This window comes from Enterobacter cloacae complex sp. SHL021 (genome assembly GCF_049237765.1).
Classification (GTDB): domain Bacteria; phylum Pseudomonadota; class Gammaproteobacteria; order Enterobacterales; family Enterobacteriaceae; genus Enterobacter; species Enterobacter cloacae.
Genome location: NZ_JBMKJG010000004.1, coordinates 122,747 through 148,589 on the forward strand (window position 1 = coordinate 122,747; position 25,843 = coordinate 148,589).

Consider the following 25,843-nt stretch of genomic DNA (forward strand, 5'->3'; position numbering starts at 1 on the left):
GCAAAAACCTCCCGAAAGGGAGGTTTTTTTTAACTGTACTGGCGCACTCTTGCCACCAGCTCTTCCACGCTGTCGATGCGATCGGCAATCACAATCAGCGCTTTACCCAGCGTGATGGCGTGGCGCAGACATTCGTGGCGCATCGCGTCGTCCTGAATGGTATCGATGTCCGCGACGTGAGACAGCCCCACACTGCGGCGGATCAGCTCCGTTCCGCAGAAACCAATGGTATCTCGCCAGACCTTTTTCAAAAATTCAGAGGCATAGCCCGGCGCACTCAGCGCGGCATCCCGGGTTTTCTCGTGCGCCAGCGCCTGGAAGCGCTCCGCAAAGGTATTCCATAACGCCTGAATGTCGATCAGACGCTGTTCCCGGGCGGCAGCGGCATCGCGGATGCCTAAATGCCCCGGCAGGCCACAGAAGTTCAGCAGCAGGTTGCCGATGGCGGTGCCCACGTCAAACCCAATCGGGCCAAAGTAACCGAATTCGGCGTCGATTGCTTTCAGACTGCCCTCGGCCACGAAAATCGATCCGCTGTGGATATCCCCGTGCAATAGCGCTTCGGCGTGGGAGAAGAAGCGATGCTTCAGGGAGGCCACGGCAATTTTCAACTGGGCGTCGTCGCGCAGGGCGGCGACATCGTTTTCCAGCTCAGCCGGATAGTTGTTGCGCTCGTGGATCTGGTACGGATCGTTAAAGAACAGATCTTCAGTGATCTCGCACATCTCCGGGTTAATGAACTGGGCAACCTGCGCTTTTTTCTGGTGCGGGTGCAGGTAAAAATCGCTGGTGTGGAACAGCGTGTGCGCCAGGTACTCCCCCAGTTGACGCGCAGCCTGCGGGTAGGCGTTATTCTTAATCAGCTCCCCGCGCCAGATGCGATGGTCGGAGAGATCTTCCATCACCATGACCGCCAGTTCCGGGTCAAAATGATGAATTTTCACGGTATGCTGCGGGCTGTGCTTGTAATGCTCCACCAGCGTTTGCGCCTCAAGACGGGCGCGGTCCAGCGTCAGCGGCCAGGACTCACCGACGCAGCGAACGTATGGCAGCGCCTGTTTTACGATGATGCGGCTCACGCCCTGAGCATCGAAAATTTTGAAGACCAGATTGAGGTTGCCGTCGCCCACTTCCTGCGCCTCTACCAGTGATGATGGATTATCAAGGCCGCCAAACTGCCTGGCATACTCCACGGCGTCCTGGGCGGTAAAGGTACGGTATTGCGACATTGCCTGCTCCTCACTGATTTGCGAATAAAGACATTTAGACGTCTATACATCTGGATTTCATCCTGACACAATGTGCTACAACAACGCAACAGGGAATTAACGACATGCAGACATTACAGACGACCAGCCTGCGGGTGGCGGATAATCAGCTCTTTATTCTCGACCAACAGGCCCTTCCGCAGGAGAAACGCTGGCTTGATGCCTCAACGGTTGAGGCGCTGGTGGGGCATATTCACGCCCTTAGGGTGCGCGGTGCGCCGCTGATTGGTCTCTCTGCAAGTCTGCTGCTGGCGCTGCTGGCGGAAAAGGGGAAAAGCCGCGACGAGCTGGCGCTGGCGCTGGAAACGCTGCGCGCTGCACGCCCGACGGCGGTCAACCTGATGAACAATCTCGACCGCATGAAGCAGGCGCTCTGGCAGGAAGATTTCGTTCCGGCGCTGGTGACGGAAGCTCTGCGACTGATTGACGAAGACAGGCAGCTTTGTGACGCCATTGCGACAGCGGGCAGCGCGCTGGTGAAGCCCGGTAGCCGCTTGCTGACCCACTGTAACACTGGCGGTCTGGCGACCGCAGGCGTCGGCACTGCGCTGGGTGTTATTGCTCGCGCACATCAGGAGGGCAACGTCAGCAACGTCTGGGTGGATGAAACCCGTCCGCTGCTGCAGGGCGGCAGGCTGACCGCGTGGGAGCTCGGCGAGCTGGGCGTGCCGTATCAGCTGATTACCGACTCCATGGCCGCCAGCCTGATGGCAAAAGGGGAGGTGGATGCCGTGTGGGTGGGGGCAGATCGTATTGCCGCCAACGGCGATGTGGCGAACAAAATCGGCACCTATTCTCTGGCGGTGCTGGCGAAATTTCACGGCATTCCGTTCTATGTCTCCGCCCCGCAAACCACCCTCGACCCGGCGTGCCCGAACGGTGAGGCGATCCCGATTGAGCAGCGCGCGGCCAGTGAAGTGACGGGCGTGGCGGGAAGCTTCGGCGCGGTACAGTGGGCACCGGAAAATGCGCAGGTTTACAACCCGGCGTTTGACGTCACCCCAGCCTCGCTGATAAGCGGCTGGGTACTGGATACGGGCGTGGTCACGCCGGAAGCGGTAGCAAACGGGAAATTCGCCTGAGTCCGGCTATCCTTGTAAGGGGTTCCCCTGAGAGGACAACATCGTGACGCTCGATCCCGAAACAGACTTAAAACTGGAACGCGTGGTGGATGCACCGCGCGACCTGCTGTGGCTTTGCTGGACGACGCCAGAGCACATCAAAAACTTCTTTATTCCTGCCCCCCATAAAGTGACCGAATGCGACCTCGACCTGCGCGTGGGTGGACGGTTCAATACCGTTTTCGACGTGGACGGGCAAAAAATGGACAATAAAGGTGTTTTCCTGGAAATCGATCCCGGTAAAAAACTGGTCTTTACCGACGGCTATACCGAAGGGTGGAAACCAGCCGAAAAGCCGTTTATGACGGCGATTTTGTTGCTGGAAGATCTTGGGGAGGGCAAAACCCGCTATACGGCGATTGCGCGCCATCCCACGAAAGAAATCCGTGAGCAGCATGAACAGATGGGCTTCCATGAAGGCTGGGGGATCGTGCTGGATCAGCTGGTGGGGTATGTGAAGGGATTGAAGCATTGAAAATAGAGCGGCCTGATGCCCTCACCCCAGCCCTCTCCCACAGGGAGAGGGAGCAATGCTTTCACCTATGCCAGACGCGGATACGCTTCCGCAATCGCATCACCGGTAAACTGCGCCACCCAGCCCTCCGGATTATCGAATATACGGATGGCCGTAAAGTTTGGCTCTGAGCCCATATCAAACCAGTGCGGTGTGCCTGCTGGCACCGAAATCAGGTCGTTTTTCTCGCACAGCACCTGATACACCTCATCGCCAATGTGCAGGCAGAACAATCCCGCGCCTTCCACGAAAAAGCGCACTTCATCTTCGCCGTGGGTGTGCTCGTTGAGGAATTTGGCGCGCAGCGCTTCTTTTTGCGGATTGTCGGCACGCAGGCTGATCACATCCCAGCTCTGATAGCCTTTCTCCGCGACCAGCTTGTCGATGGCATGCTGGTAAGCGTCAATGACCACTTCTGGGGCAGGGTCGCACCCTAAATCACGGTCAGCCGCCCAGCGTTCAAAACGCACGCCTTTGGCGTTGAGCTGTTGGGCGATCTCGGCGGCGTCGGTGCTGTGCCACAGGTGCTTACTCGCGTCTTTATCGGAATAAATGGTTAATGCGCTCATGAAGGGATCTGCTCCGGGTTAATCTCGTCGAACTGGTGAACCTGATGATGATGGCTTGCACCGTCATCATCACCGCGAATCAACTGCAGGGTGCGAAAACCGGCCTGCTCGGCGGCGTCCAGCTCCTGATGGATATCCGACAGGAACAGGATCTGCGACGGGGCAATGCCCGTCTGCGCCGCAATATTCTGATAAGACTGCACCTCACGCTTGGCACCAATATGGGTATCAAAGTAGCCGCTGAACAGATGAGTAATATCACCTTCATCGCTGTAGCCAAATAACAGTTTCTGCGCAGCGACGGAGCCAGAGGAATAAACATAGAGATCAATTCCTTGCGCTTTCCATTTTTCCAGCGCGGGCAGCACGTCCGGGTAGAGATGGCCGGTAAAGTCGCCGTTGACGTAACCGTCGTGCCAGATAATTCCCTGCAGGGCCTTCAGCGCCGTCGATTTACGGTCTTCATCCATAAAGGTGAAGAGGGTCTCGATAAGATCGCTGACGCTGGCGTGCGGAGCGTCGATTTCATCGCGCAGGTTGTCCAGAATCGATTTGACCGGCTCGGCGTACTGCTGGGCGGTGACGAAGGCCGCCAGACGCTCACGCGCATAAGGGAACAAAACATCATGGACAAAACGGATATCGCTGGTGGTTCCCTCAATATCCGTCACAATCGCGCGAATCATATCTTCTCCAGTTGTCGTAAACGCATTTCGCATTCAAATAAGAATTCCAATCCTTCCAGATGACGGCGGGCTTCGGCCACATCACGTCCCCAGCAGGTTAAGCCATGGCCGCGCAGAAGAAAACCATAATTAAGCGGGCGCTCCTGGGCGTAATGGGCGATTCGCGAAGCGAGGGCGTCTATATCCTGGTCGTTATCGAATACCGGAATGGCAACCGTAGCCAGATGCGTGGTCTGCCCGGTGAGGGATTTTTGCATCTCAAACCCGCTGATGTGCAGCTCCGCCTCTTTCACCAGCCGCGAGAGCACCGTGGCGTTCACCGTGTGGACGTGCAGTACGGCGTTGGCCTCCGGGAACAGGCGATAGATGAGCGTGTGTAACCCGGTTTCGGCCGAAGGTTTACGGCCAGAGGGCGCGCGATTGGTGGCGATCTCCACCTGCAAAAAATCATCCGGCGTGAGGCTGCCTTTGTCTTTGCCGGATTCACTGAGCCAGCACAGGTTTTCATCCTGACGTACCGACATGTTGCCGCCGGTGGCGGGGGCCCAGCCTTTGGCACCAATCCAGCGGCAGGCTTCGACCAGTTGCGTGAGTTGCAGGTTGTCTGTCATTTCCTTTTACCCTCTCGGTCAGGAATATTCATATTGTTTAGACGTCTAAGCGTCTTGATTGCCAAAGACTAACATCGTGTTATAGTGGCAGCAACATAAGTATTACAAGCAGGCACCCCACAATGAGCAATAACGCATTGATTCCGCAAAGCAAACTTCCCAACCTGGGCACCACTATCTTTACGCAGATGAGCGCTCTGGCCCAGAAGCACAACGCCATTAACCTCTCGCAGGGGTTCCCGGATTTTGATGGTCCAGGCTATTTGCAGGAGCGTCTGGCCTGGCACGTTGCCCAGGGGGCGAATCAGTATGCGCCGATGACCGGTGTGCAGGCACTGCGTGACGCCATTGCGGATAAAACGGCGGAATGCTATGGCTATCAACCGGATGCCAACAGCGACATTACGGTGACGGCAGGTGCGACTGAAGCGCTGTATGCGGCCATCACCGCGCTGGTTCGCGCGGGCGATGAGGTTATCTGCTTTGACCCAAGCTACGACAGCTATGCGCCTGCCATCGAACTGTCCGGCGGCGTGGTGAAGCGCGTGGCATTACAGCCGCCGCATTTTCGCCCCGACTGGCAGGCGTTTGCTGCGCTGCTGAGCGACAACACCCGGCTGGTCATTCTGAATACACCACACAACCCGTCGGCGACCGTGTGGCAGAAGAGCGATTTCGCCGCGCTGTGGCAGGCCATTGCGGAACATGAAATTTATGTCCTGAGCGACGAAGTGTATGAGCACATCTGCTTTGCCGGGGAAGGGCACGTCAGCGTGCTGGCCCATCCGCAGCTTCGCGAGCGCGCTGTGGCGGTGTCGTCATTCGGTAAAACCTATCATATGACCGGCTGGAAGGTGGGATACTGCGTGGCGCCGGCGGCCATCAGCGCGGAGTTGCGTAAAGTGCACCAGTACCTGACGTTTGCGGTGAACACGCCAGCCCAACTGGCGCTGGCCGATATGCTGCGCGCTGAGCCTGAGCATTACCGTGAGTTGCCCGAGTTTTACCGCGCACGCCGGGATCGGTTTGTGAGTGCCCTGAGTCAGAGCCGTCTGGAGATCCTGCCGTGTGAAGGCACCTATTTCCTGCTGGCCGATTACAGCGCCATCTCCGATCTGGACGACGTCAGTTTTTGCCAGTGGCTGACCAAAGAGGTGGGCGTGGCGGCGATCCCGTTATCCGTCTTTTGCGCCGATCCCTTCCCGCATAAGCTGATTCGTCTCTGCTTTGCGAAACAGGAATCGACGCTGCTGGCGGCGGCAGAGCGTCTTAACGCGATCTGATTATTTGACCGTCCAGGCTTCTGAGTAACGTCGGTCTGCAAAGAGTTCCAGCAGACCGTTGATTTGCTTGAGGCGTAATACCTCGTCGCTATCCATTCCCAGTTCCTGACTGATTCTCTCGTCGTCCCAGCCAAGCTGCACCAGCTCGCGGACGATATCGGACATCGCATTAATTTGATGGCGGCCGCGCGCCCGATTGTGGCGAATGGTGGCCGCTATCCGGTCGAACTTTTTCTGCCGCTCTTTACGCAGACAGGTGACAGGCAGATAGCCTTTAAGCTGGCGTTTCAATACCGCCCGGTTGGACCCAATTTCATGCCGATGGAAGCCGTCGACAATTTCATAATGCCGGGCCTCACTTTTCGTCACTACAATGGGTTGGGTAAAACCGTCCATCTCCAGGGATTTACAGAGCAGCCGTTTTTCCGGCGGGGCAACGTTGTTGGGGTTGTAATCGTTCGCGGTAATCTCGTCCTGTTTGATCCACAGCACGCAGTCGACAGGCTGTTCGCGAAAAGGGCTATTTTCATGGATGGCCTGGCGAAAGGCGTTAATGGCTTCAATGCGTTTATCTTCGGGAAGAGACTGAAGATAATTTTTCATCTCGTTAATTAATTGCTGCTGCATAAGATCCCCCACTCCTTGCGTTTTGATTTCATCCGTTCGCTGTAACGCTGGTAATGCCTGGGTTTGTTCGGACTGAATGACAGCGCCCGGCACCAGTAGTCATTGTTGAGTAATACCTTGCACACGCGTCGCCAGGACGGGATATCTTTGGCGCCGATATCGCCCTCCTGGGTGTCGGGAATATCGGCCATGCCTCTCTTCTGATACCAGTGCAAATAGATCGCGATTTTATTGCGGTAATGTTCCGCAGTGGTGTGCGGCATGCTGTCGAGAAGCAGCATGGCGTATTCCCGCCAGCTGAGCGCGTCGGGTTTCAGAATTTTGCGGTGGCCATAGAAGTGATTGTCCTGCCCCGCGTAGACCCCGCCACTGTGCACGCCGTTTACCCGCTCACACATCGCCGCCCAGCGTTCGGGCTCCACAACATGATAGAGCCACAACCCCTGACGCTGCTCCGGGCCAAAGGGTTCACAGATGCGCATATAGCGCGGCGGCACGCCAGCCTGAAACATCAGGTCGTAAAGCGGGTTATAGCACCCGCCCGTTTTCGCAAACCAGGTCCAGATATCGGCGGTTTTCCAGTCATAAAGCGGATAGACATACCAGGCGTGCCCGCCAGGGGCGACGGTGGTCCAGGGTTTGTCATCGGCAAAGCGCTGCTTTCGTGCGTTAGCGATCGTCAAAAAGCGATTGTAGGATTCATCGGCACGAATACCGATCATCATTGCTGCCGGGCGCCTTTTGGCAAACCAGTCGGAAAATTCACGAACAAAGGCCTCGAAGGTCATGCCGGACTGGTAGAACGAGAAGTAATCTGGATCGGTTACCGCCTCTTCCGGGGGCGTGCGTACCCAGTTTTTACCCGGCTCCCAGCACTGCCATTCGGGCTGGAATTGTGAGAGTGAATTTTGCGTGGTCAACGGGAGCGCTACCCACCAGCATTTTTCAATCACATCGGCGTATTGTGCGATCATGTTATTCACATGCTGAATGGTACAGGTGAACTGTGCTTCCCAGTCGATAAATAACAGACAGATTTTCTTTCTCATTTTTCGGGCTTGTTGGGCCGTTAAATGGAACATAATGGTGGAATCTTTTCCGCCAGAAAATGAAACACAGACCCTTGGCAGATTCTCAAGCGTCCATGTTATACGCTCTGTCGCAGCGTCAAGGACATTTTGATTAAGTGGATGCTTATAAATTGACAAAGGCAACTCCTCCTGGAAATAAATACCGGACGTTCATGTCAATGCAGGAGAGAGAATAATAGTAGTGAAAATAAAGGCAGGTAAATCAAAAAAGGCAGATTTTTTATTATCTATAAATGAGGGTTATATTTTGAAGAGAGAAATGGCTGTAAATATCACAGCCATTCGGATTTATTTTTGCGTAATCTGCTCAACAAACTTCGAGAAAACCGAGCTGTTAAGCGCTGAGCGGTTATAAACCATGAAGACTTCCATTTGAGGCAGCGTGAAGGGGGCGTCCACTTTTTTCAGTCGCAATACCTCACGGTATTTTTCATACAGGACTTCCGGGATATATCCCACTAAATGCGATGCGCTGATCATGGCCATGATTGAAAAGAGAGAGTCACAGCGAAAACCGATTGTCCTGTCGGCATGCACTTCCTCAGTCTTTGACTGATAGTGTTTCACACCCGCTTCATCGCTCAGGAAGATCGAAAACTTCTCTTTCTGCAGCTCTTCCAGGGTAGCGGTCTCCTGCAGACGGGGATGATCCTGGCTGCACACCAGAATCATTCGGTAATTAACATAGGGAACGCACACCATTGAGCGATTGTTGATAGGCGCAATGGAGAAAATTAAGTCTGCTTTACGGTAGGCAAGCAGGTCTTCTGCAGAATCCGCGGACAGCAGCATGTCATGAAGCTCTATTTCATAATTGTGCTCTCGCATCAATAGCTTCATGGGGCTGAGCAGATTGTCGGTTGTCAGTACCTGCGGGCAGTAGATGACAAAATTCTTTTTGAGCGATGAGCCATGCATGATGTTGATGGTCTGCTCAAGCTGATTGAGGTTTTGCTCAAGATGATGATGCAAATTTGCCCCGACGGTGGTGGGAGTGATCCCTTTTCCCGAACGGATAAACAGCGGATCGTTCAGCTGGTTACGCAGTCGCTGCAGGGATTGACTGACCGCGGAAGGCGTTATGTAGAGCGTTTCTGCTGCCTTGCTGATGCTCAGGTGTTGGTAGATGCATTCGAAAATGACCAGCAGATTGAGATCGAATTTTTTTAAGTCGTAAAGATTTGCCATGTTTCATCCTGAGTGTGCTGCGTTGCGTTATCACATCACTGATAACTATAGAAGGAACGTAACCATTTACCATCCTTGATGGTTAGCTCGCTTAATTATGATTGAAAACCAACTTAATATATCACGAACGTAGATTAATGAAATAGAACTTCAATAGTGGTTAAGATATTTTTACCTTTAAAATAGAAAACAGAACTGAATAAAAATAGTCAGATTTATATATGGACAAGTAATTATCACGCATTTTTATTTTTACTGGCGTGAGCATTAGCGGCGATGGGGAATGCTTAGTTTGGTAAAACCTATCACAGCCATAGATATGATTATCCCTTCAATCCATTGCCCTGTCCCGACACGAGTGCTGTAATCGGGGGGCTGTAACGACCTTGATATAAAGGTATGTAGAGCGCAACGCAACGCCAGTCTCACTGGCACTGAAAGTTCCTGTGGAAAGTTCAGGTATCAGGGCCGCCCACCAGGGCGGCCTTTTTACTTTCGGGCTTTTATTCATTGGGTTCACAACGTTGTCTTGTTCGGGTTGTTAGGTATGGCTGATTGATTTGATAAAGCAAACGCATTAGCCCATGTAGCGAAAGTTCGTTACCTTACATCTCAACGAAAACACGGAGGAAGTACAGATGTCTTTGATTAACACCAAAATTAAACCTTTCAAAAACCAGGCGTTCAAAAACGGCGAATTCATTGAAGTCACTGAGAAAGATACCGAAGGCCGCTGGAGCGTGTTCTTCTTCTATCCGGCTGACTTCACTTTCGTTTGCCCGACCGAACTGGGTGACGTAGCCGATCACTACGATGAACTGCAGAAGCTGGGCGTAGACGTGTACTCTGTCTCTACCGACACCCACTTCACCCACAAAGCGTGGCACAGCAGCTCTGAAACCATCGCGAAAATCAAATACGCGATGATCGGTGACCCGACTGGCGCCCTGACCCGTAACTTCGACAACATGCGTGAAGATGAAGGCCTGGCAGACCGTGCGACCTTCGTTGTTGACCCGCAGGGCATTATCCAGGCTATCGAAGTTACCGCTGAAGGTATCGGCCGTGATGCATCTGACCTGCTGCGTAAAGTGAAAGCCGCTCAGTACGTGGCGTCTCACCCAGGTGAAGTGTGCCCGGCGAAATGGAAAGAAGGCGAAGCGACGCTGGCTCCATCTTTAGACCTGGTCGGCAAGATCTAAGTCTGTAAAGTCTGGCGGCGCTGCGCTTGCACAGGCCTACAGTATCGTAGGCCGGGTAAACGACGTGCCACCCGGCAACCCATGGGCGCCCCCCGCGCCCATTTCATTCCAGCACCATGATGCAAGTTGCATTCAGGCCGCCCGTATAAGGCAGCTTGCATGATGACGTTTTTAGAGAGGGAAGAACAATGCTCGACACTACAATGAAAACCCAGCTCAAGGCATACCTTGAGAAACTGACCAAACCTGTTGAGCTGATTGCCACGCTGGACGACAGCGCTAAATCGGCAGAAATCAAGGAACTGCTGGCGGAGATCGCCGAACTGTCACCGAAAGTGACCTTCAAAGAAGCGAACGATCTGGCGGTGCGTAAGCCATCTTTCCTGATCACCAACCCGGGCTCTGATCAGGGGCCGCGTTTTGCCGGCTCACCGCTGGGCCACGAATTTACCTCACTGGTGCTGGCTCTGCTGTGGACCGGTGGGCATCCGTCGAAAGAGGCGCAGGCGCTGCTGGAGCAGATCCGCGATATCGACGGGGATTTCACCTTTGAAACGTACTATTCACTCTCCTGCCACAACTGCCCGGACGTGGTGCAGGCGCTGAACCTGATGTCAGTCCTGAACCCGCGTATTAAACACACCGCAATTGATGGCGGCACTTTCCAGAACGAAATCACCGATCGCAACGTGATGGGGGTTCCGGCAGTGTTCCTGAATGGGCAGGAGTTTGGCCAGGGCCGTATGACCTTGTCCGAAATTGTGGCCAAAGTGGATACCGGCGCCGAAAAACGTGCCGCAGAAGAGCTGAACAAGCGCGATGCGTATGATGTACTGATTGTCGGCTCTGGCCCGGCGGGCGCCGCGGCAGCGGTCTATTCCGCACGTAAAGGTATTCGTACCGGTCTGATGGGCGAACGCTTTGGCGGCCAGGTGCTGGATACCGTGGATATCGAAAACTACATCTCTGTGCCGAAGACCGAAGGCCAGAAACTGGCTGGCGCACTTAAAGCGCACGTCAATGATTACGCAGTGGATGTGATCGACAGCCAGAGCGCCAGCAAGCTGGTTCCTGCCGCAGTCGAAGGTGGCTTACACCAGATTGAAACTGCTTCCGGCGCGGTGCTGAAAGCCCGCAGTATTATCATTGCCACCGGTGCCAAATGGCGCAACATGAACGTGCCGGGTGAAGATCAGTATCGCACCAAAGGCGTGACCTACTGCCCGCACTGCGATGGTCCGCTGTTTAAAGGCAAACGCGTGGCGGTGATTGGCGGTGGTAACTCCGGTGTCGAAGCGGCTATCGACCTGGCGGGCATTGTTGAACACGTTACCCTGCTGGAATTTGCACCAGAGATGAAGGCAGACCAGGTTCTGCAGGATAAAGTACGCAGCCTGAAAAACGTCGACATCGTGCTGAATGCGCAGACCACGGAAGTGAAGGGCGACGGCAGTAAAGTCACCGGTCTGGAGTACCGCGACCGCGTCAGTGGCGATGTGCACAGCGTTCCGCTTTCGGGGATCTTCGTGCAGATTGGTCTGCTGCCAAACACCACCTGGCTGGAAGGCGCCATTGAGCGTAACCGCATGGGCGAGATTATCATCGATGCCAAATGTGAAACCAGCGTGAAGGGCGTATTTGCAGCGGGCGACTGTACTACCGTGCCGTACAAGCAGATCATCATCGCGACCGGTGAAGGGGCGAAAGCGTCTCTGAGCGCGTTCGACTACCTGATTCGCACCAAAACAGCATAATAAAAGTCAGTAAGACTGCACCTGCACCAGGAGAGGCCACCATAAGGTGGCCTCTTTTTTTTATCTCACGACCATCACCGGAATGTGGGTGTGACGGATAACGCTGGAGGCGTTTGAACCCAGCAGATGCGTGGTAATGGACGGATTGCGTGAACCGATAACCACCACGTCGGCGTTCAGCTCGCTCGCCAGCTCGTTAACGGCATCGCGCACGCTGCCAAACCGGACATGCGTTTTAATGCGGGAAGGATCGATGGTGAAGTGCCCGACCATCGTTTGCAGGCGATTTTCCGCCTCATGCTGCAGATGCTCTTCAAAGCGGCGTACATCGGCGGCAAAGCGATGCAGACTCAGGCTGGCAGAACCCGGCAGCACGTGTAGAAGATGAATAATCCCGTCCTGCTGCGCCAGAAATTCCGCATGGCGTACGGCCTTGTCGCTCAGCTCCATCTCAAAAACATCAACCGGCATAATAATTCTCTGATACATACCCGTTTCTCCTTGTTTATAAACGCTGGAATCATTCAACCATAAAATGAATATGGTTTTTGTAAGCGCTGCGGCACTTTTCTGTTTTTCCCAGGATAAATCTCAAAAGCCCGCTAATCCCGGGCAGTTCGTCAGGGAACGCTACCCTTAAATACTTACCCGGATCCTTTCGGAGGTCGCATGAAAGCACTCACGTACCACGGTCCACATCATGTTCGTGTCGAGAATGTCCCCGATCCTGTTATTGAACAACCTGACGATATTATCCTGCGCGTAACGGCCACGGCGATCTGCGGATCGGATCTGCATCTCTACCGCGGGAAGATCCCCAAAGTTGAACACGGCGATATTTTTGGCCACGAGTTCATGGGCGAAGTGGTGGAGACGGGCAGGGAAGTGAAGACGCTGCAAAAAGGCGACCGGGTGGTGATCCCGTTTGTCATCGCCTGTGGTGACTGCTTCTTTTGCCGCCTGCAGCAGTACGCGGCCTGCGAGAGCACCAACGCCGGGCAGGGCGCCGCGCTGAATAAAAAGCAAATTCCCGCGCCCGCCGCGCTGTTTGGCTACAGCCATCTTTATGGCGGCGTGCCCGGTGGACAAGCGGAATACGTTCGGGTGCCCAAAGGAAACGTCGGGCCGTTCAAAGTGCCTCAGCTGCTCTCCGATGATAAAGCGCTGTTCCTCTCCGATATCTTGCCTACCGCGTGGCAGGCGGCGAAAAATGCCCAGATTGAAAAAGGCTCCAGCGTCGCCGTTTTTGGTGCAGGGCCGGTGGGGTTACTGACCATCGCCTGCGCGCGGCTGTTAGGTGCCGAACAGATCTTTGTGGTTGACCATCACCCGTATCGTCTGCGTTTTGCCGCAGAACGCTACGGCGCTATCCCCATCAACTTTGATGAAGACAACGACGCAGCGGAAAAAATCATTGAGCAAACCGCAGGCCAGCGCGGCGTGGATGCCGTCATTGATGCCGTGGGGTTTGAAGCCAAAGGCAGCACCACGGAAACCATCCTCAGCAACCTTAAAATTGAGGGCAGCAGCGGTAAAGCGCTGCGTCAGTGTATTGCTGCTGTGCGAAGGGGCGGGGTGGTGAGCGTGCCCGGCGTGTATGCGGGCTTTATCCATGGCTTCCTGTTTGGTGATGCCTTCGATAAGGGGCTCAGTTTTAAGATGGGCCAGACCCACGTCCACGCCTGGCTTGGCGAGTTGTTACCGCTGATCGAAAAAGGGCTGCTGACGCCGGAGGAGATTGTCACCCACTATCTGCCGCTGGACGATGCCGAACGCGCCTACCGGATCTTTGAAAAACGGGAGGAGGCGTGCCGGAAGGTGATTCTGGTGCCCGGTGCAGAAACGCCGGAAGCGGCGGAACAGCAGGTTAAAGGGCTGGTGAATGCGTTTCCGGGTGGGGTGGTTTAAGACGGTTCCCTTACCTGCGGCACGATATAGGACGTCCAGGTGAATCTGCGGAAAGAGGATGCGCAGGCATCCTCTGTGCAACGCGGGTCGCGCTTGTTCAGATGGGATTAACGCAGGTAATCGCCTGCCGCTTCTGGCTGGTAGAGCAACGCCAGCACTTCCAGATGGGTCGAGGCACCGCCCGGCAATTCCCAGTGAATGGTATCCCCCGTACGCAGGCCCAGCAGGGCCGCGCCGACCGGTGCCAGCACGGAAAGCTGAGCGCTGCTGTCGGTCATTTGCGCCGGGTAGACCAGCGTGCGGGTTAACTCTTCGCCCGTTGTCAGGTTGCGGAATTTGACCTGGCTGTTCATGGTGACCACGTCATGCGGCATGGACTCCGGGGTACACATCTGCGCCCGGTCGAGCTCTTCATTCAGGGCATCGGCTACCGGGAGCGAGGCGAATTCTGGTTTTTCCAGAAGTCGGTCAATACGTTCTGCGTCAAGTTCATTGATAATGATGGTGGGTCTGGACATTTTTTACTCCATGTCGTTAATGCTGCGTGTAACGCAGAAACCAATCCAAAAGAAAACCCTCGCCGTCTGGCAGCGAGGGTTTAACTCTCCCGATGATACTGTCTGCGCACGCAACTTTGAAGTGATAGAGGTCACATTCATGGGCCATATGAATTTTCGCTGAAATTTATTCAGTCTGCATTTCTGGCGGATTGCGTTACGCTGAACGTTCTGAATCAGGATAGTGGGTAAACGCAGTTCGCGTCTGCCCCTTATAAGAGAGCGCTATGTACTTTTATCAACCGTCACAGGGGCATGGCCTGCCGCATGACCCGCTGAATGCCATTATTGGTCCGCGTCCGATTGGCTGGATCTCCTCCTGCGACCAGGCAGGACAGATCAACCTGGCACCGTATAGCTTCTTTAACTGCTTTAACTACCGCCCGCCGATTATTGGCTTTTCCAGCAACGGCTGGAAAGACAGCGTGCGTAATATTAACGAAACGGGTGAGTTTGTCTGGAACCTTGCCACGCGCGATCTGGCTGAGGCGATGAATCTCACCTCCGCTACGCTGCCTCACGATCAAGACGAGTTCTCTTTTTCCGGATTGACGCCAGCGGCAAGCCAGCTTGTAAAGGCGCCACGCGTGGCCGAGAGTCCGGTGAACTTTGAGTGCCGCCTGTCGCAGTGTATTCAGCTGACCGGCGCCGACGGCACGCTGGTTGACACATGGCTGGTGCTGGGCGAAGTGGTGGGGATTCATATTGCCGAATCGCTGCTGGAAGAGGGGATCTACCAGACGGCGAAAGCGCAGCCCATCCTGCGTGCGGGTGGGCCGACGGCCTATTATGGCATCAGTGATGAACACCGCTTCGATATGGTGCGCCCGATTGTGGATCAGTAACCCACTTTATCGATAACAAACTGTTTGCCACAGTTACCCGGATGTGGCTGTGGCGCAAAAGAGCCGGCAGACAGCGGGTTATTAATGGTGCTGGCCTTAAGCGAGATCTGCATTTCGGTCAGGTAGGCCGGATTACCATTGCAGGTCAGTTTGAACGCTTTGACGTTGTCTTTGCTCCAGCTTTTCGCCACGGCGTTATCAAAATCTTTACGGCTTACCGTTTTACCGTAGTTATCCGCCAGGAATTTACCCTCCGCGCTGTTTTTTATCTCCTGATTCATCCGCACCATGGTGCCGAAATAGGCGTCAGGATCAAAGCCGAAGCAGACGCCGTGTTTGGCGTACTCATAGCGTTCTAGGCAGGAGTTACCGCCAGCCCCGGGCATGACGCTGTTCAGCTTTGCGGCACCCGACAGTGATAGCCCGGTTTCGGCGGCTGAGCATTTGCGGCTGGCTTTGGCTTCCGGCATGTTCGGGATTGGGCGGGTCGCGCAGCCAAAACGCATCCAGCGGCGTTCATCCACGCCGCGTGCGGCGATGGATTTTGGCAGGCCAGGCCATAATCCGTGTACGGTCAGATAATCGGTCTTGTTATTGCTCTCTTTTTGCAGACGGCACTCTTCGGGTTCGTTACGGTTACGTTCAGCCATGCTCTGGCAGAACCCGGTTTGCCAGGAAAGCGCCAGAACGTAGCGATCGAAATCGCCATACTGCGTGGCTTTGAGCGGATCCGCCTGCGCGGAGAAGACACAGAGTGCAAGCGCCATGGCGCCAGACGGGATAATGATATCCTTCCTGAACATGTGATTTCCTGATGGGTTAACGCGATAGATTTCTGGAAGTTATTAAAGCACAAAAAGCGCCCGCAGGCGCTTTTTGGATATCGGTCATTTTACTCAGGCTGCGCCAGGAACCAGCACTTCGGTTGCGATAATCACGATGATCAGGCCCACAAGCACCGGGACCGACGTGCGTTTTACCACTTCGAACGGCGAGATTTTTGCCATCCCGGCGACCGCGACTACGACACCTGATACCGGCGAAATGGTACGACCGAGGTTAGACGCCTGAAGCATGGGAATGGAGAGGTAAGCCGGGTTAATACCGGAAGAATGTGCCAGTTTTGGGATCATCTCAACGAAGGCGTAGAACGGCGCGTTGCCTGAACCGGTGGTCATAGCTGCCAGCATGGTCAGCACCACCAGTACCAGCATCAGGATAATGCTGGCAGAGCCGAACGACGTGGCGATGGAGATGAGGCTCTGAATAAAGCCGATAGTGCTCAGACCCTGCGCGAAGACGCCTGCCGCCACCAACAGCATCACGACGCCTGCAAACGCATCGGCCATACCGCGATACGCCACTTCCAGGCCAGAAAATACCTTCTGAGTGTTGAAACCGCGAATAAATTCCAGCATGGCGGCCAGCAGCATACAGATAACCAGAATGGTAATGATGTGCAGCTGTGGTCCCCATTTGCCGTCAAAAATCAGCACGCCGATGATAGGCGTGAACGGCAGAATGGAATAGAACGCCGGGGCGGTGGTGGTGATTTCATTCACGTCCATCATTTCGTGGCTGATGTGCTCTTTTTTATCGAGATAACGCTGCCAGAAGAAATGCGCGATGCCCATGCCCACGATAGCCACAATGGAAATCGGCAGCGTGGTTTTAAAGGCGAAATCGATGAGTGACATTTCCGCGGCTTTCGCCGCCAGTACGACGTCGCCAGAGGTAGGGGAGAGAATAATGGCCGCCGGAGAGGCGCAGATAGCCGCCGCTGCACCACGGCTAATGCCGACGTTAACCATCACCGGGAACAGGGTAGCCATTAACAACACCCCCAGGCCAGTGGCTGACGACACGGCCAGCGACATCAGACAGGCGAGGAAGTAGGCTGCCACCATCAGCAGATACGGGGAGTTGATGTACTGCAGCGGCCTGGAGGCCAGCTTCACGACCATATCGTTGGCCCCAATATGGGTCATGTAGGCGGCAAAACCGCACAGCATCATGATCATCATGCCCAGATCGCCACCGCGGCTCATGAGCAGAATTTTAATGTATTCAACAATGTCTGTGGCGGTATACCCGGTGCTGGCTGCGCTGGCGGGTAAGACCTGGTGACCCATCAGGGCGCTAACGATCAGCAAGGCCAGGCCGCCGACAAATAACACGCCCGTGGCGGAATACCCCTTAATGATGTAGCGTGCTACACCGACAATGACGACGACTCCGATAAGGAGCTCGAAAAACGTAAGCATGATTTCCCCTGTATCCTTGCTGCCCGAGAGCACAAATAATCAATAAAAAAGAAGGATGAGAATGTGCCGAATTAATGGCCAGTCCTTGCTGATTAAAATCAATAAATATACTACTAAAGCAGATGTTAGCGATATTTTTGCCATGGTGATGGCAATAATGACATATGGGTATTGACCGGTGACAACAGTGGAGTATGTCATTTAAATGCTAATGAGTTGTTAATTTATTGATTCTATATTAACACGTTCTTGAATAAGTATTAACACGTTCTTGAATAAGAGGGGAAAAGACTTTTCCTGCCGGTGCGCGTTGGTGAGTGGGTCAGTACAGCGTTTCGTGAGAAAGGGGCTGAGCAGCACGAAAACACTGGCTGTAGAGGCTAATGATAATCTTTATACCTTGCAGACAGGGCGTTATGTTTGTCCTGAAAGCCATATTAACTGAAGGGTTATTTTTACCGGTAGGCATTATTAAAAAAGGTTTGAACGCGCCCGTGAGATGATTATTCAACAGGCCGCCGTGCCGCTCTCAGAATATTCTCGCAAAGTGGCTGATTAATTAGGAGTAATGCCGATGCCGTTAAGGCTCCATTCAACTATTGTATGGTAAACTTTGCCTCGAATACTAAGAATGGTAATTGCATTGTGATCGTACGTAATAAATTTTTCTTCATTTTTCTGTTTATTTTTGCACAGTTAACGCTCTCTTCTGTGGCACAGGCTGAAGAGAACGCGACGGATAAGGGCTGGTTCTCCACCTTTACGGATAATGTTTCGCAGACCTGGAATGCGCCAGAGCACTATGATCTCTACGTGCCGGCCATCACCTGGCATGCACGCTTTGCCTACGACAAAGAAAAGACCGATAAATATAACGAACGCCCGTGGGGGGCAGGTTTTGGTCAGTCGCGCTGGGACGAAAAGGGCAACTGGCACGGTATTTATCTGATGGCCTTTAAAGACTCCTTTAACAAATGGGAACCGATTGGTGGCTATGGCTGGGAGAAAACCTGGCGTCCGTTAGCTGACGACAACTTCCACGTTGGCCTGGGCTATACCGCCGGGGTGACTGCACGCGACAACTGGAACTATATCCCCATTCCGGTTCTGCTGCCGCTGGCCTCAATTGGTTATGGCCCTGCAACGTTCCAGATGACCTACATTCCCGGTACGTACAACAACGGTAACGTTTACTTCGCCTGGATGCGTTTTCAGTTTTAACTGAAAAAAGCTGACAAAGCGGTGAAAAAATGCGCAGTCGTTGATTCATATGGGATAAAAATCCGCCAGCGAAAATTAACGCGACTTTAGTCACTTTTTATCAAAGATCCGCTGGACAAAAGGTCCCACAATTGTTGTACTGGTAACCGACACAGCATTTGTGTCGTTTTTTAATGTAAAGGTAATTTTGATGTCTAAGATTAAAGGTAACGTTAAGTGGTTTAATGAGTCCAAAGGATTCGGTTTCATTACTCCTGAAGATGGCAGCAAAGACGTGTTCGTACACTTCTCTGCAATCCAGTCTAATGGTTTCAAAACTCTGGCTGAAGGTCAGCGTGTAGAGTTCGAAATCACTAACGGTGCCAAAGGCCCTTCTGCTGCTAACGTAATCGCTCTGTAATTCAGACGCGTCAGCAAGAATTTCAAAACCCGCTCACTGAGCGGGTTTTTTTCGTTTTGCATCAGCCAAGCAGATACATCTTCAGGAAGCTGGCAACGATCAGCACGCTCAACAACACCACGCCTGCGCTCATCAAACTCTCTTTCATTCTGTCACCCTCGTTCTGCATTGGCACCAGAGTGACAGAGAAAAATTAAGCCAACATTAACGCTTCGGCAGTTAGTGGGGGCTGGCGGAAGAAAATAGCCAGAATGCGATCCCGGTCATCGCAAAAGAGCCGAGCATATTTATCGCAACGTTCAGCAACGCCCAGCCGATACGGCCTTCCTGAAACAAAAACACCGTTTCCGCAGAAAAGGTGGAGAAGGTGGTTAAACCGCCGCAGAACCCGGTGGTAATCAATACTTTCCACATGGGATCGATGTGCGTCATACGGTTAAACCAGGCCAGACCCATGCCAATGATAAACGCACCAATCAGGTTTGCGGCCAGTGTTCCCATTGGAATCGCCTGATGCAGTGGATTAAACCGCATACTCAGGAACCACCGCGCAACGCTCCCCGTCCCCCCACCAATAAAAACAGCTAAAAGGAGTTGTAACACTGTAAATACCTGCTATTTGATGTGTAAGAGTGGCGAGTTTAACGCTGTTTATAATCAGGGGACAAATATGTATGTTGCGGTAGGGCAGTTTGCGGTCACGCCTCGCTGGCATGAGAATGCGGCGCAGTGTGTCTCGCTGATGAAACAGGCACAACAGAAGGGGGCGTCGTTGCTGGTGCTGCCGGAAGCCTTGCTGGCTCGCGATGATAACGACCCGGATTTATCGGTGAAATCCGCGCAGCCGCTTGATGGCGCGTTTTTACAGCAATTACTGGCCGAGAGTGCGGGTAATGACATGACCACAATGTTGACGGTCCATGTGCCGTCAACGCCTGGCCGGGCAGTTAACACACTGGTAGCCATCCGTGGCGGCGTCATCATCGCCAGCTATGCCAAGCTTCATCTCTATGATGCGTTCAGTATCCAGGAGTCGCGCCTGGTTGACCCGGGGGAGTGCGTTCCGCCCCTGATCGCGGTTGATGGTTTAAACATTGGGCTGATGACCTGCTACGATTTGCGTTTTCCTGAGCTGGCGTTGAGCCTGGCATTACAGGGAGCGGATGTGCTTGTTCTGCCTGCCGCGTGGGTTAAAGGGCCGCTGAAAGAGCATCACTGGGCCACGTTGCTTACGGCGCGCGCGCTGGATACCACCTGTTATGTGGTCGCGGCAGGGGAGTGCGGCAATAAAAATATCGGGCAGAGCAGGGTGATTGACCCGCTGGGCGTCACGATTGCCGCCGCAGCGGAAGGTCCGGTTTTACTGATGGCGGAGATAATTTCAGAAAGGATAGCGCTTGCACGGCAGCAATTACCTGTTCTTCGCAACCGACGTTTTGCGCCACCGCAATTATTGTGATGTTTTTTTCAACAATGCTTGATTCACCTTGTTACAGGTTGCTATTGTGTGCACGCGCCAAATGACCGTTAATATGATCCGGTTTTGACGCTGAATGCAGCCTGTTTTAAGTAAAGAAGGTATCTATGGGTGAGATTAGTATTACCAAACTGCTGGTGGTTGCCGCACTGGTCGTCCTGCTGTTTGGTACCAAGAAGTTACGCACGCTGGGTGGTGACCTGGGTGCCGCCATCAAAGGCTTTAAGAAAGCGATGAACGACGATGACGCGGCAGCGAAGAAAAGCGCCGAGGATACCGTTCCGGCTGAAAAGCTCTCTCACAAAGAGTAACGGCAATGCCTTAAGGCTTGCGAAAAAAAACCGGCTCAACAGGCCGGTTTTTTTGTATTCCTGTAAGTGAATATTACAGGGTTATTTAACTTCTTCGCCTTTTGCCTGCATATCGGCATGGTAAGAGGAACGCACAAACGGACCGCAGGCAGCATGGGTGAAGCCCATCGCCATCGCTTCCGCTTTCATCTCATCAAATTCATCCGGGCTAACGTAGCGCTGCACCGGCAGGTGATGACGGCTTGGCTGCAGATACTGGCCCAGCGTCAGCATGGTCACGCCGTGGCGACGCAGATCGCGCATCACTTCGATGATTTCGTCATTGGTCTCACCAAGACCAACCATCAGACCTGACTTGGTAGGAATATGTGGATGCGCTTCTTTAAAACGCTCCAGCAGCTTCAGGGACCAGTTGTAGTCAGCACCCGGACGCACCTGACGGTAGAGACGCGGTACGTTCTCCAGGTTGTGGTTAAAGACGTCTGGTGGCGTTGCGGTCAGGATATCCAGCGCGCGGTCCATACGACCACGGAAATCCGGCACCAGCGTCTCAATCTTAATGTTCGGGCTTTTCTCGCGAATGGCAGTAATGCAGTCAGCAAAGTGCTGAGCACCCCCATCACGCAGGTCATCACGGTCAACGGAGGTAATGACCACATAACGCAGCGCCATATCAGCAATGGTCTGCGCCAGTTTTTGAGGTTCGTTTGCATCCGGCGCCACCGGGCGGCCATGAGCAACATCGCAGAACGGGCAACGGCGGGTACAGATAGCACCCAGAATCATAAACGTCGCGGTGCCGTGGTTGAAACACTCAGCAAGGTTCGGGCAAGAGGCTTCTTCACATACAGAGTGAAGGCCATTCTTACGCATCGCCGCTTTGATCCCCTGGATACGCGAAGAGTCGGCCGGAAGTTTGATTTTCATCCATTCCGGTTTTCTTAACAGCGCCTCGCGCTCTGTAGCCACGTTTTTAACCGGGATAAGGGCCATTTTATCGGCATCGCGGTATTTAACACCGCGTTCCATCACAATGGGTTTACTCATAGCGTGCGTGTTCCAGTTGCGAATATCGAAGGAAAGCGTTTCAATTCAAGGGAATGTTGTATTTATCAACTATTTTTGAACGAACGACAGGCAGTATATCATTGAAACGGTCGTTAAAGCAGCCTGCCAGGTCGCCAATTTGTAAAATAGTTGTTGTTTTGTGCCTTTTGCCCTGCGTGCGGCAGGGGCTTGTGCTGTGTCAACCTGTCAGAAGGCCTGGCGGATGATGCGGATCACATTTTCAAGTACCGGATCGCGCAGACTGAGCTTATTGTAATGCAGTGAAATCTCAATAGATTCTGCATTCAATTGGCTGAGCGGAATGCTCTCCAGCGGCCAGCATTTCCGCAGCAGATGATACAGGCGCGAAGGCATGATGCAGAGCATGTCACTGCTGCCAATCAGGGACGCGGTAGTGAACATATTGTAACTGCTGAAGCTTATCTGGCGCTCCGGGAAAATGTCATCGATACGCTGGCGCAGCGCATGATGTGACTGTCCTTCCGTCATAAATGACGAGTGATCGTAGTTACGCAGATTTTCTATGGTGAGCGGCTCGCTGAGCACCGGATGCTGCTGGCGACAGACCAGCACCAGGTTGTCGGCATAGAGGACATTTTGCCCCAACGCGCGGGCGCTGAAGCTGCCGCTGTCGATAATTAAATCGGTCTGGAACTGGGCAAGCTGCACGTCAGGTTCGCTGATCGGTACATTACGCAGCAGCAGCTGCGGCGCATGCTCTTTTACGGCCTGGTAAATGGCAGGCATAACCAACACCCCCACAGAGGGAGAGCAGCCGATGGTGATGGTTCGTTGTTTGTCGTAGCTTCCGGTTAAATCCAGCGCGCCCAGAATCGACTCCAGCCCCTGGCTGATGTACTCATGCAGATGCGTGGCGTAAGCCGTGGGGGTGACACCCTGTCCCTTACGAATAAATAACGGGTCCGGAAATATAGCGCGCAGCTTTTGAATTGACTGGCTTATTGCAGAGGGCGTGAGATTAAGAATTTTCGCAGCGTTAACGATACCCTTATGGACATATACCGCCTCAAAAATAGTCAATAAATTGAGATCAATATTACGTAAAGTCCGAAAAATTTGCGGCTTGTCTTCGCCACCGGGTTCATTCAGGCGTTTGGCTGGTAAATTATTATACTCCACGCTTTTACTCCGTACACATTCACAACATGAATGATAGTTGAATTTATTTATTATGCTTGTAGAGATTCGTAAAGTGTTGGTTTTGTTTCACTTGTTTATCAAAAACAACCAGTTGAGTGATTATCACGCAAGTTACTTAGGTCCTGCACGCAGCGCTGACGGGAGGCTAAATAATATGGATCGGTAATATTCGAGCGCTTCGAAAATATAGAATATGCGGATTATTGTAAAGTGTAAAAGCGGCAATTAAATCGTGGCCCGTCAAATTATCGAGCCACGATGTATAATATATTAAGCAGTGATATATTCGTGCGGGGGATTGTTAAGTAGTGCTAACATATTAGCTAAAAGCACAGGACGGATATTTTCTGTTGTTGCCGTATCAACCCACTGGCACATTTGCGTCATTTCCATCCCGGCATAGCCGCAGGGATTGATGCGCTGGAAGGGCTTCAAGTCCATATTAATGTTCAAAGCCAGCCCGTGAAACGAGCAGCCTTTACGGATACGCAGCCCCAGCGAGCAGATCTTCATCTCGCCCACGTAGACTCCCGGTGCGTCGGCCCGCGGATGTGCATCAATACCGTATTCCGCCAGCGTGTTGACGACCGTTTGCTCAAGCAGAGTGACCAGTTCACGTACGCCCAGCTTTCTGCGTTTGAGGTTCAGGAGAACGTACATCACCTGTTGCCCTGGGCCATGGTACGTAACCTGCCCGCCGCGGTCGCTCTGAATAACCGGGATATCGCCCGTCATCAATAAATGTTCCGCTTTTCCCGCTTGCCCCTGCGTAAACACTGGCAGGTGTTCTACCAGCCAGATTTCATCAGGGGTGGTGTCATCGCGTAAGTCGGTGAAGTCATGCATAGCCTGGGAGACAGGCTCATAAGGTTGCAGCCCGAGATGACGGACAAGAATTTTATCCTGATACAAAACGACGTCTCCGAAGACGAGGGACAAAAGATGAGGGGGAGTATATCACAGCGGGGGAGAGGGGTTACCCGGCAAACCGGGTAACCGCAGAGGGACTACAGCACCATACGAACAATTTCGATATTGCCGAGCTCTTCGTACAGCGTCTCAACCTGCTCAATGTGTGTTGCGGTAATGGTAATAGATACCGAGTGGTAGTTGCCCTTGCTGCTTGGTTTTACTGACGGAGAGTAGTCACCCGGCGCATGGCGCTGTACCACTTCAACCACCTGATCAACCAGCTCAGGTTTCGCCAGACCCATTACTTTGTAAGTAAATGGGGTAGGGAATTCAAGCAGTTCGTTAAGTTTGGTTTTCATGTCAGCTCCGGCGTAACGTCAAAAAGAATAACTCCCACGTCAGGTGGGAGTTATCAGGATACTTAGTATATGGGGATCAAAATCACACTTTCAAGTGTTCGATTTTTAGCCAAACCAGTGATGGAACATCAATTTAATGTAATCAATGATTTTGCCGAAGAAATTGCCTTCAGGAATTTCCTGCAGGACAACCAGCGGGCGCTGATCGATAGTTTTGCCATCCAGCTGGAAGTTAATGGTGCCTACAACCTGGTTTTTCTGCAGCGGTGCATGCAGCTCGGTGGTGTTCAGCACGTAGCTGGCTTTCAGGTCTTTCATGCGTCCGCGTGGAATGGTCAGGTACAGATCTTTGTCCACGCCCAGGGAGGCGCGATCGTTATCACCGAACCAGACCGGCTCAGAGGCAAACTCTTTGCCTGCTTTCAGCGGGTTCACGGTTTCGAAGAAACGGAAGCCCCAGGTCAGCAGTTTTTTGCTTTCTGTCTCACGGCCTTTAAAGGTACGACCGCCCATCACGGCAGAGATCAGGCGCATCTGACCTTCGGTTGCAGAGGCGACCAGGTTGTAACCCGCTTTGTCGGTATGACCGGTTTTGATGCCGTCAACGTTCAGGCTGTTATCCCACAGCAGGCCGTTACGGTTGGTCTGGCGAATACCGTTGAAGGTAAACTCTTTCTCTTTATAGATGGCGTATTCGTTCGGTACATCGCGGATCAGCGCCTGGCCAATCAGCGCCATATCGCGCGCAGAGCTGTACTGACCCTCCGCATCCAGGCCGTGAACGGTCTGGAAGTGGCTGTTTTTCAGGCCCAGCGCAGAAACGTAGCTGTTCATCAGGCCCACAAACGCATCCTGGCTGCCCGCAGCGAAATCGGCCATGGCGACACAGGCGTCGTTACCGGACTGCAGGTTGATACCACGAATCAGCTGAGAGACAGGAACCTGCATACCCGGTTTCAGGAACATTAAAGAGGAGCCTTTAAAGACCGGGTTCCCGGTTGCCCACGCATCGTTACCGATGGTGACCAGGTCTGTTTCTTTAAATTTACCGGCCTTCATCGCCTGGCCGATAACGTAGCTGGTCATCATTTTCGTCAGGCTGGCCGGATCGCGGCGGGCATCGGCATTCTGTTCTGCCAGAACTTTGCCAGAGTTGTAATCGATCAGGATGTAGGATTCCGCATCGATTTGCGGAACGCCAGGGATCATGGTCTTGATGTTCAGGTCATCGGCGTGAGCTGCGGAGAGCGCAGCAGCGCAAAGGGCCGTGGTCAGCGCCATGCGCTGCACAAAACGAGCAGAAAAAGTGGTCTTCATGGTCAGAACTACGACATCCGTGATGGAATTAAAAAAAGTGCCTTACTATAGCAAATGCTATTCAGGCAGGCATCCGACTTTAAGCATGAGTTTGTGAATGACTTTTACACAAACTGACAATTCGGATGC

28 protein-coding genes are annotated in these 25,843 nt (G+C 53.2%); 11 read left to right on the forward strand and 17 right to left on the reverse strand.

What is annotated here, in order from left to right:
- Nucleotides 1–29: 29 nt before the first annotated feature.
- Nucleotides 30–1,229 (reverse strand): S-methyl-5-thioribose kinase, encoded by a 1,200-nt coding sequence (gene mtnK / locus ACOTZF_RS05355; RefSeq protein WP_040020582.1) that lies wholly within the window; start codon nucleotides 1,227–1,229, stop codon nucleotides 30–32.
- 104 nt (nucleotides 1,230–1,333) lie between these two features.
- On the opposite strand from mtnK, the gene mtnA reads away from it, so the two are divergent.
- Nucleotides 1,334–2,350: an S-methyl-5-thioribose-1-phosphate isomerase gene (gene mtnA, locus ACOTZF_RS05360; protein WP_114519091.1), complete on the forward strand. Its 1,017-nt coding sequence runs from the start codon at nucleotides 1,334–1,336 to the stop codon at nucleotides 2,348–2,350.
- Between the two features lie 43 nt (nucleotides 2,351–2,393).
- The gene (locus ACOTZF_RS05365) at nucleotides 2,394–2,864 is read left to right on the forward strand and encodes an SRPBCC family protein (protein ID WP_020685647.1); all 471 of its coding nucleotides are present in this window, start codon (nucleotides 2,394–2,396) and stop codon (nucleotides 2,862–2,864) included.
- Nucleotides 2,865–2,929: 65 nt separating this feature from the next.
- Here the strand turns inward: ACOTZF_RS05365 and ACOTZF_RS05370 are convergent, their stop codons facing one another.
- The 3 genes from ACOTZF_RS05370 to ACOTZF_RS05380 are packed head-to-tail and all read right to left on the reverse strand — an operon-like array spanning nucleotide 2,930 to nucleotide 4,769.
- The gene (locus ACOTZF_RS05370) at nucleotides 2,930–3,472 is read right to left on the reverse strand and encodes a 1,2-dihydroxy-3-keto-5-methylthiopentene dioxygenase (protein ID WP_058678370.1); all 543 of its coding nucleotides are present in this window, start codon (nucleotides 3,470–3,472) and stop codon (nucleotides 2,930–2,932) included.
- Entirely contained in the window at nucleotides 3,469–4,158 is a 690-nt protein-coding gene (mtnC, locus tag ACOTZF_RS05375; protein WP_014831058.1) for an acireductone synthase, read from the reverse strand. Before mtnC ends, ACOTZF_RS05370 begins: the two co-directional genes overlap by 4 nt.
- The gene (locus ACOTZF_RS05380) at nucleotides 4,155–4,769 is read right to left on the reverse strand and encodes a methylthioribulose 1-phosphate dehydratase (RefSeq protein WP_013097612.1); all 615 of its coding nucleotides are present in this window, start codon (nucleotides 4,767–4,769) and stop codon (nucleotides 4,155–4,157) included. Before ACOTZF_RS05380 ends, mtnC begins: the two co-directional genes overlap by 4 nt.
- Before the next feature lie 122 nt (nucleotides 4,770–4,891).
- Between ACOTZF_RS05380 and ACOTZF_RS05385 the strand changes: the two genes are divergently transcribed.
- The gene (locus ACOTZF_RS05385; protein WP_040020587.1) at nucleotides 4,892–6,052 is read left to right on the forward strand and encodes a pyridoxal phosphate-dependent aminotransferase; all 1,161 of its coding nucleotides are present in this window, start codon (nucleotides 4,892–4,894) and stop codon (nucleotides 6,050–6,052) included.
- On the opposite strand, the gene ACOTZF_RS05390 is transcribed toward ACOTZF_RS05385, so the two are convergent.
- The 3 genes from ACOTZF_RS05390 to citR all read right to left on the reverse strand — a co-directional run bounded on the left by ACOTZF_RS05390 (nucleotide 6,053) and on the right by citR (nucleotide 8,958).
- On the reverse strand, nucleotides 6,053–6,679 hold the full coding sequence (locus ACOTZF_RS05390; RefSeq protein ID WP_129251524.1) for an IbrB-like domain-containing protein: 627 nt from the start codon (nucleotides 6,677–6,679) through the stop codon (nucleotides 6,053–6,055). It lies immediately after the preceding gene.
- On the reverse strand, nucleotides 6,664–7,887 hold the full coding sequence (locus tag ACOTZF_RS05395) for a phosphoadenosine phosphosulfate reductase (RefSeq protein ID WP_129251523.1): 1,224 nt from the start codon (nucleotides 7,885–7,887) through the stop codon (nucleotides 6,664–6,666). The genes ACOTZF_RS05390 and ACOTZF_RS05395 overlap by 16 nt, the downstream gene beginning before the upstream one ends.
- A gap of 171 nt (nucleotides 7,888–8,058) precedes the next feature.
- Nucleotides 8,059–8,958: a DNA-binding transcriptional repressor CitR gene (gene citR, locus ACOTZF_RS05400; protein ID WP_062856827.1), complete on the reverse strand. Its 900-nt coding sequence runs from the start codon at nucleotides 8,956–8,958 to the stop codon at nucleotides 8,059–8,061.
- Between the two features lie 638 nt (nucleotides 8,959–9,596).
- Between citR and ahpC the strand changes: the two genes are divergently transcribed.
- Nucleotides 9,597–10,160 carry an alkyl hydroperoxide reductase subunit C gene (ahpC, locus tag ACOTZF_RS05405; RefSeq protein WP_008501015.1) on the forward strand — a complete coding sequence of 188 codons (564 nt, stop codon included), beginning with the start codon at nucleotides 9,597–9,599 and terminating at the stop codon, nucleotides 10,158–10,160.
- A gap of 188 nt (nucleotides 10,161–10,348) precedes the next feature.
- Nucleotides 10,349–11,914 (forward strand): alkyl hydroperoxide reductase subunit F, encoded by a 1,566-nt coding sequence (gene ahpF, locus ACOTZF_RS05410; RefSeq protein ID WP_029882129.1) that lies wholly within the window; start codon nucleotides 10,349–10,351, stop codon nucleotides 11,912–11,914.
- A 60-nt stretch (nucleotides 11,915–11,974) separates the two neighbouring features.
- Here ahpF and uspG read toward each other — a convergent pair whose 3' ends face one another.
- Nucleotides 11,975–12,403 carry a universal stress protein UspG gene (uspG, locus tag ACOTZF_RS05415; protein ID WP_013097606.1) on the reverse strand — a complete coding sequence of 143 codons (429 nt, stop codon included), beginning with the start codon at nucleotides 12,401–12,403 and terminating at the stop codon, nucleotides 11,975–11,977.
- 180 nt (nucleotides 12,404–12,583) lie between these two features.
- On the opposite strand from uspG, the gene ACOTZF_RS05420 reads away from it, so the two are divergent.
- A complete protein-coding gene (locus ACOTZF_RS05420) occupies nucleotides 12,584–13,822 on the forward strand; it encodes a zinc-dependent alcohol dehydrogenase (RefSeq protein WP_013097605.1) in 1,239 nt (412 codons plus the stop codon).
- 107 nt (nucleotides 13,823–13,929) lie between these two features.
- Here ACOTZF_RS05420 and rnk read toward each other — a convergent pair whose 3' ends face one another.
- Entirely contained in the window at nucleotides 13,930–14,340 is a 411-nt protein-coding gene (gene rnk / locus ACOTZF_RS05425) for a nucleoside diphosphate kinase regulator (protein WP_013097604.1), read from the reverse strand.
- Between the two features lie 266 nt (nucleotides 14,341–14,606).
- On the opposite strand from rnk, the gene ACOTZF_RS05430 reads away from it, so the two are divergent.
- The gene (locus tag ACOTZF_RS05430; protein WP_038418896.1) at nucleotides 14,607–15,224 is read left to right on the forward strand and encodes a flavin reductase family protein; all 618 of its coding nucleotides are present in this window, start codon (nucleotides 14,607–14,609) and stop codon (nucleotides 15,222–15,224) included.
- Here the strand turns inward: ACOTZF_RS05430 and rna are convergent.
- Together rna and dcuC are read right to left on the reverse strand one after the other, a co-directional pair.
- A complete protein-coding gene (gene rna / locus ACOTZF_RS05435) occupies nucleotides 15,218–16,027 on the reverse strand; it encodes a ribonuclease I (RefSeq protein WP_129317876.1) in 810 nt (269 codons plus the stop codon). The genes ACOTZF_RS05430 and rna overlap by 7 nt on opposite strands.
- Before the next feature lie 93 nt (nucleotides 16,028–16,120).
- A complete protein-coding gene (gene dcuC / locus ACOTZF_RS05440; RefSeq protein ID WP_020685657.1) occupies nucleotides 16,121–17,488 on the reverse strand; it encodes an anaerobic C4-dicarboxylate transporter DcuC in 1,368 nt (455 codons plus the stop codon).
- Between the two features lie 603 nt (nucleotides 17,489–18,091).
- Here dcuC and pagP point away from each other — a divergent pair.
- Together pagP and cspE are read left to right on the forward strand one after the other, a co-directional pair.
- A complete protein-coding gene (gene pagP / locus ACOTZF_RS05445) occupies nucleotides 18,092–18,709 on the forward strand; it encodes a lipid IV(A) palmitoyltransferase PagP (RefSeq protein ID WP_155687007.1) in 618 nt (205 codons plus the stop codon).
- Between the two features lie 190 nt (nucleotides 18,710–18,899).
- The gene (cspE, locus tag ACOTZF_RS05450; protein ID WP_002439184.1) at nucleotides 18,900–19,109 is read left to right on the forward strand and encodes a transcription antiterminator/RNA stability regulator CspE; all 210 of its coding nucleotides are present in this window, start codon (nucleotides 18,900–18,902) and stop codon (nucleotides 19,107–19,109) included.
- 219 nt (nucleotides 19,110–19,328) lie between these two features.
- Here cspE and crcB read toward each other — a convergent pair whose 3' ends face one another.
- Nucleotides 19,329–19,712: a fluoride efflux transporter CrcB gene (gene crcB / locus ACOTZF_RS05455; RefSeq protein ID WP_029882131.1), complete on the reverse strand. Its 384-nt coding sequence runs from the start codon at nucleotides 19,710–19,712 to the stop codon at nucleotides 19,329–19,331.
- Between the two features lie 67 nt (nucleotides 19,713–19,779).
- On the opposite strand from crcB, the gene ACOTZF_RS05460 reads away from it, so the two are divergent.
- Nucleotides 19,780–20,568 carry a deaminated glutathione amidase gene (locus tag ACOTZF_RS05460; protein ID WP_038980982.1) on the forward strand — a complete coding sequence of 263 codons (789 nt, stop codon included), beginning with the start codon at nucleotides 19,780–19,782 and terminating at the stop codon, nucleotides 20,566–20,568.
- A 125-nt stretch (nucleotides 20,569–20,693) separates the two neighbouring features.
- Nucleotides 20,694–20,897, forward strand: a complete 204-nt coding sequence (gene tatE, locus ACOTZF_RS05465) for a twin-arginine translocase subunit TatE (RefSeq protein ID WP_013097596.1) — start codon at nucleotides 20,694–20,696, stop codon at nucleotides 20,895–20,897.
- Between the two features lie 81 nt (nucleotides 20,898–20,978).
- On the opposite strand, the gene lipA is transcribed toward tatE, so the two are convergent.
- From lipA to dacA, 5 genes are all read right to left on the reverse strand, one after another.
- Nucleotides 20,979–21,944: a lipoyl synthase gene (gene lipA, locus ACOTZF_RS05470; RefSeq protein WP_013097595.1), complete on the reverse strand. Its 966-nt coding sequence runs from the start codon at nucleotides 21,942–21,944 to the stop codon at nucleotides 20,979–20,981.
- A gap of 207 nt (nucleotides 21,945–22,151) precedes the next feature.
- Nucleotides 22,152–23,105: a YbeF family transcriptional regulator gene (locus ACOTZF_RS05475; RefSeq protein WP_013097594.1), complete on the reverse strand. Its 954-nt coding sequence runs from the start codon at nucleotides 23,103–23,105 to the stop codon at nucleotides 22,152–22,154.
- Between the two features lie 291 nt (nucleotides 23,106–23,396).
- Nucleotides 23,397–24,038, reverse strand: a complete 642-nt coding sequence (gene lipB, locus ACOTZF_RS05480) for a lipoyl(octanoyl) transferase LipB (RefSeq protein ID WP_129317875.1) — start codon at nucleotides 24,036–24,038, stop codon at nucleotides 23,397–23,399.
- 95 nt (nucleotides 24,039–24,133) lie between these two features.
- Nucleotides 24,134–24,397, reverse strand: coding sequence for a DUF493 family protein YbeD (ybeD, locus tag ACOTZF_RS05485; protein ID WP_003858718.1), 264 nt, complete (start codon nucleotides 24,395–24,397; stop codon nucleotides 24,134–24,136).
- Nucleotides 24,398–24,502: 105 nt separating this feature from the next.
- Entirely contained in the window at nucleotides 24,503–25,714 is a 1,212-nt protein-coding gene (gene dacA / locus ACOTZF_RS05490) for a D-alanyl-D-alanine carboxypeptidase DacA (protein ID WP_013097592.1), read from the reverse strand.
- Nucleotides 25,715–25,843 lie beyond the last annotated feature (129 nt).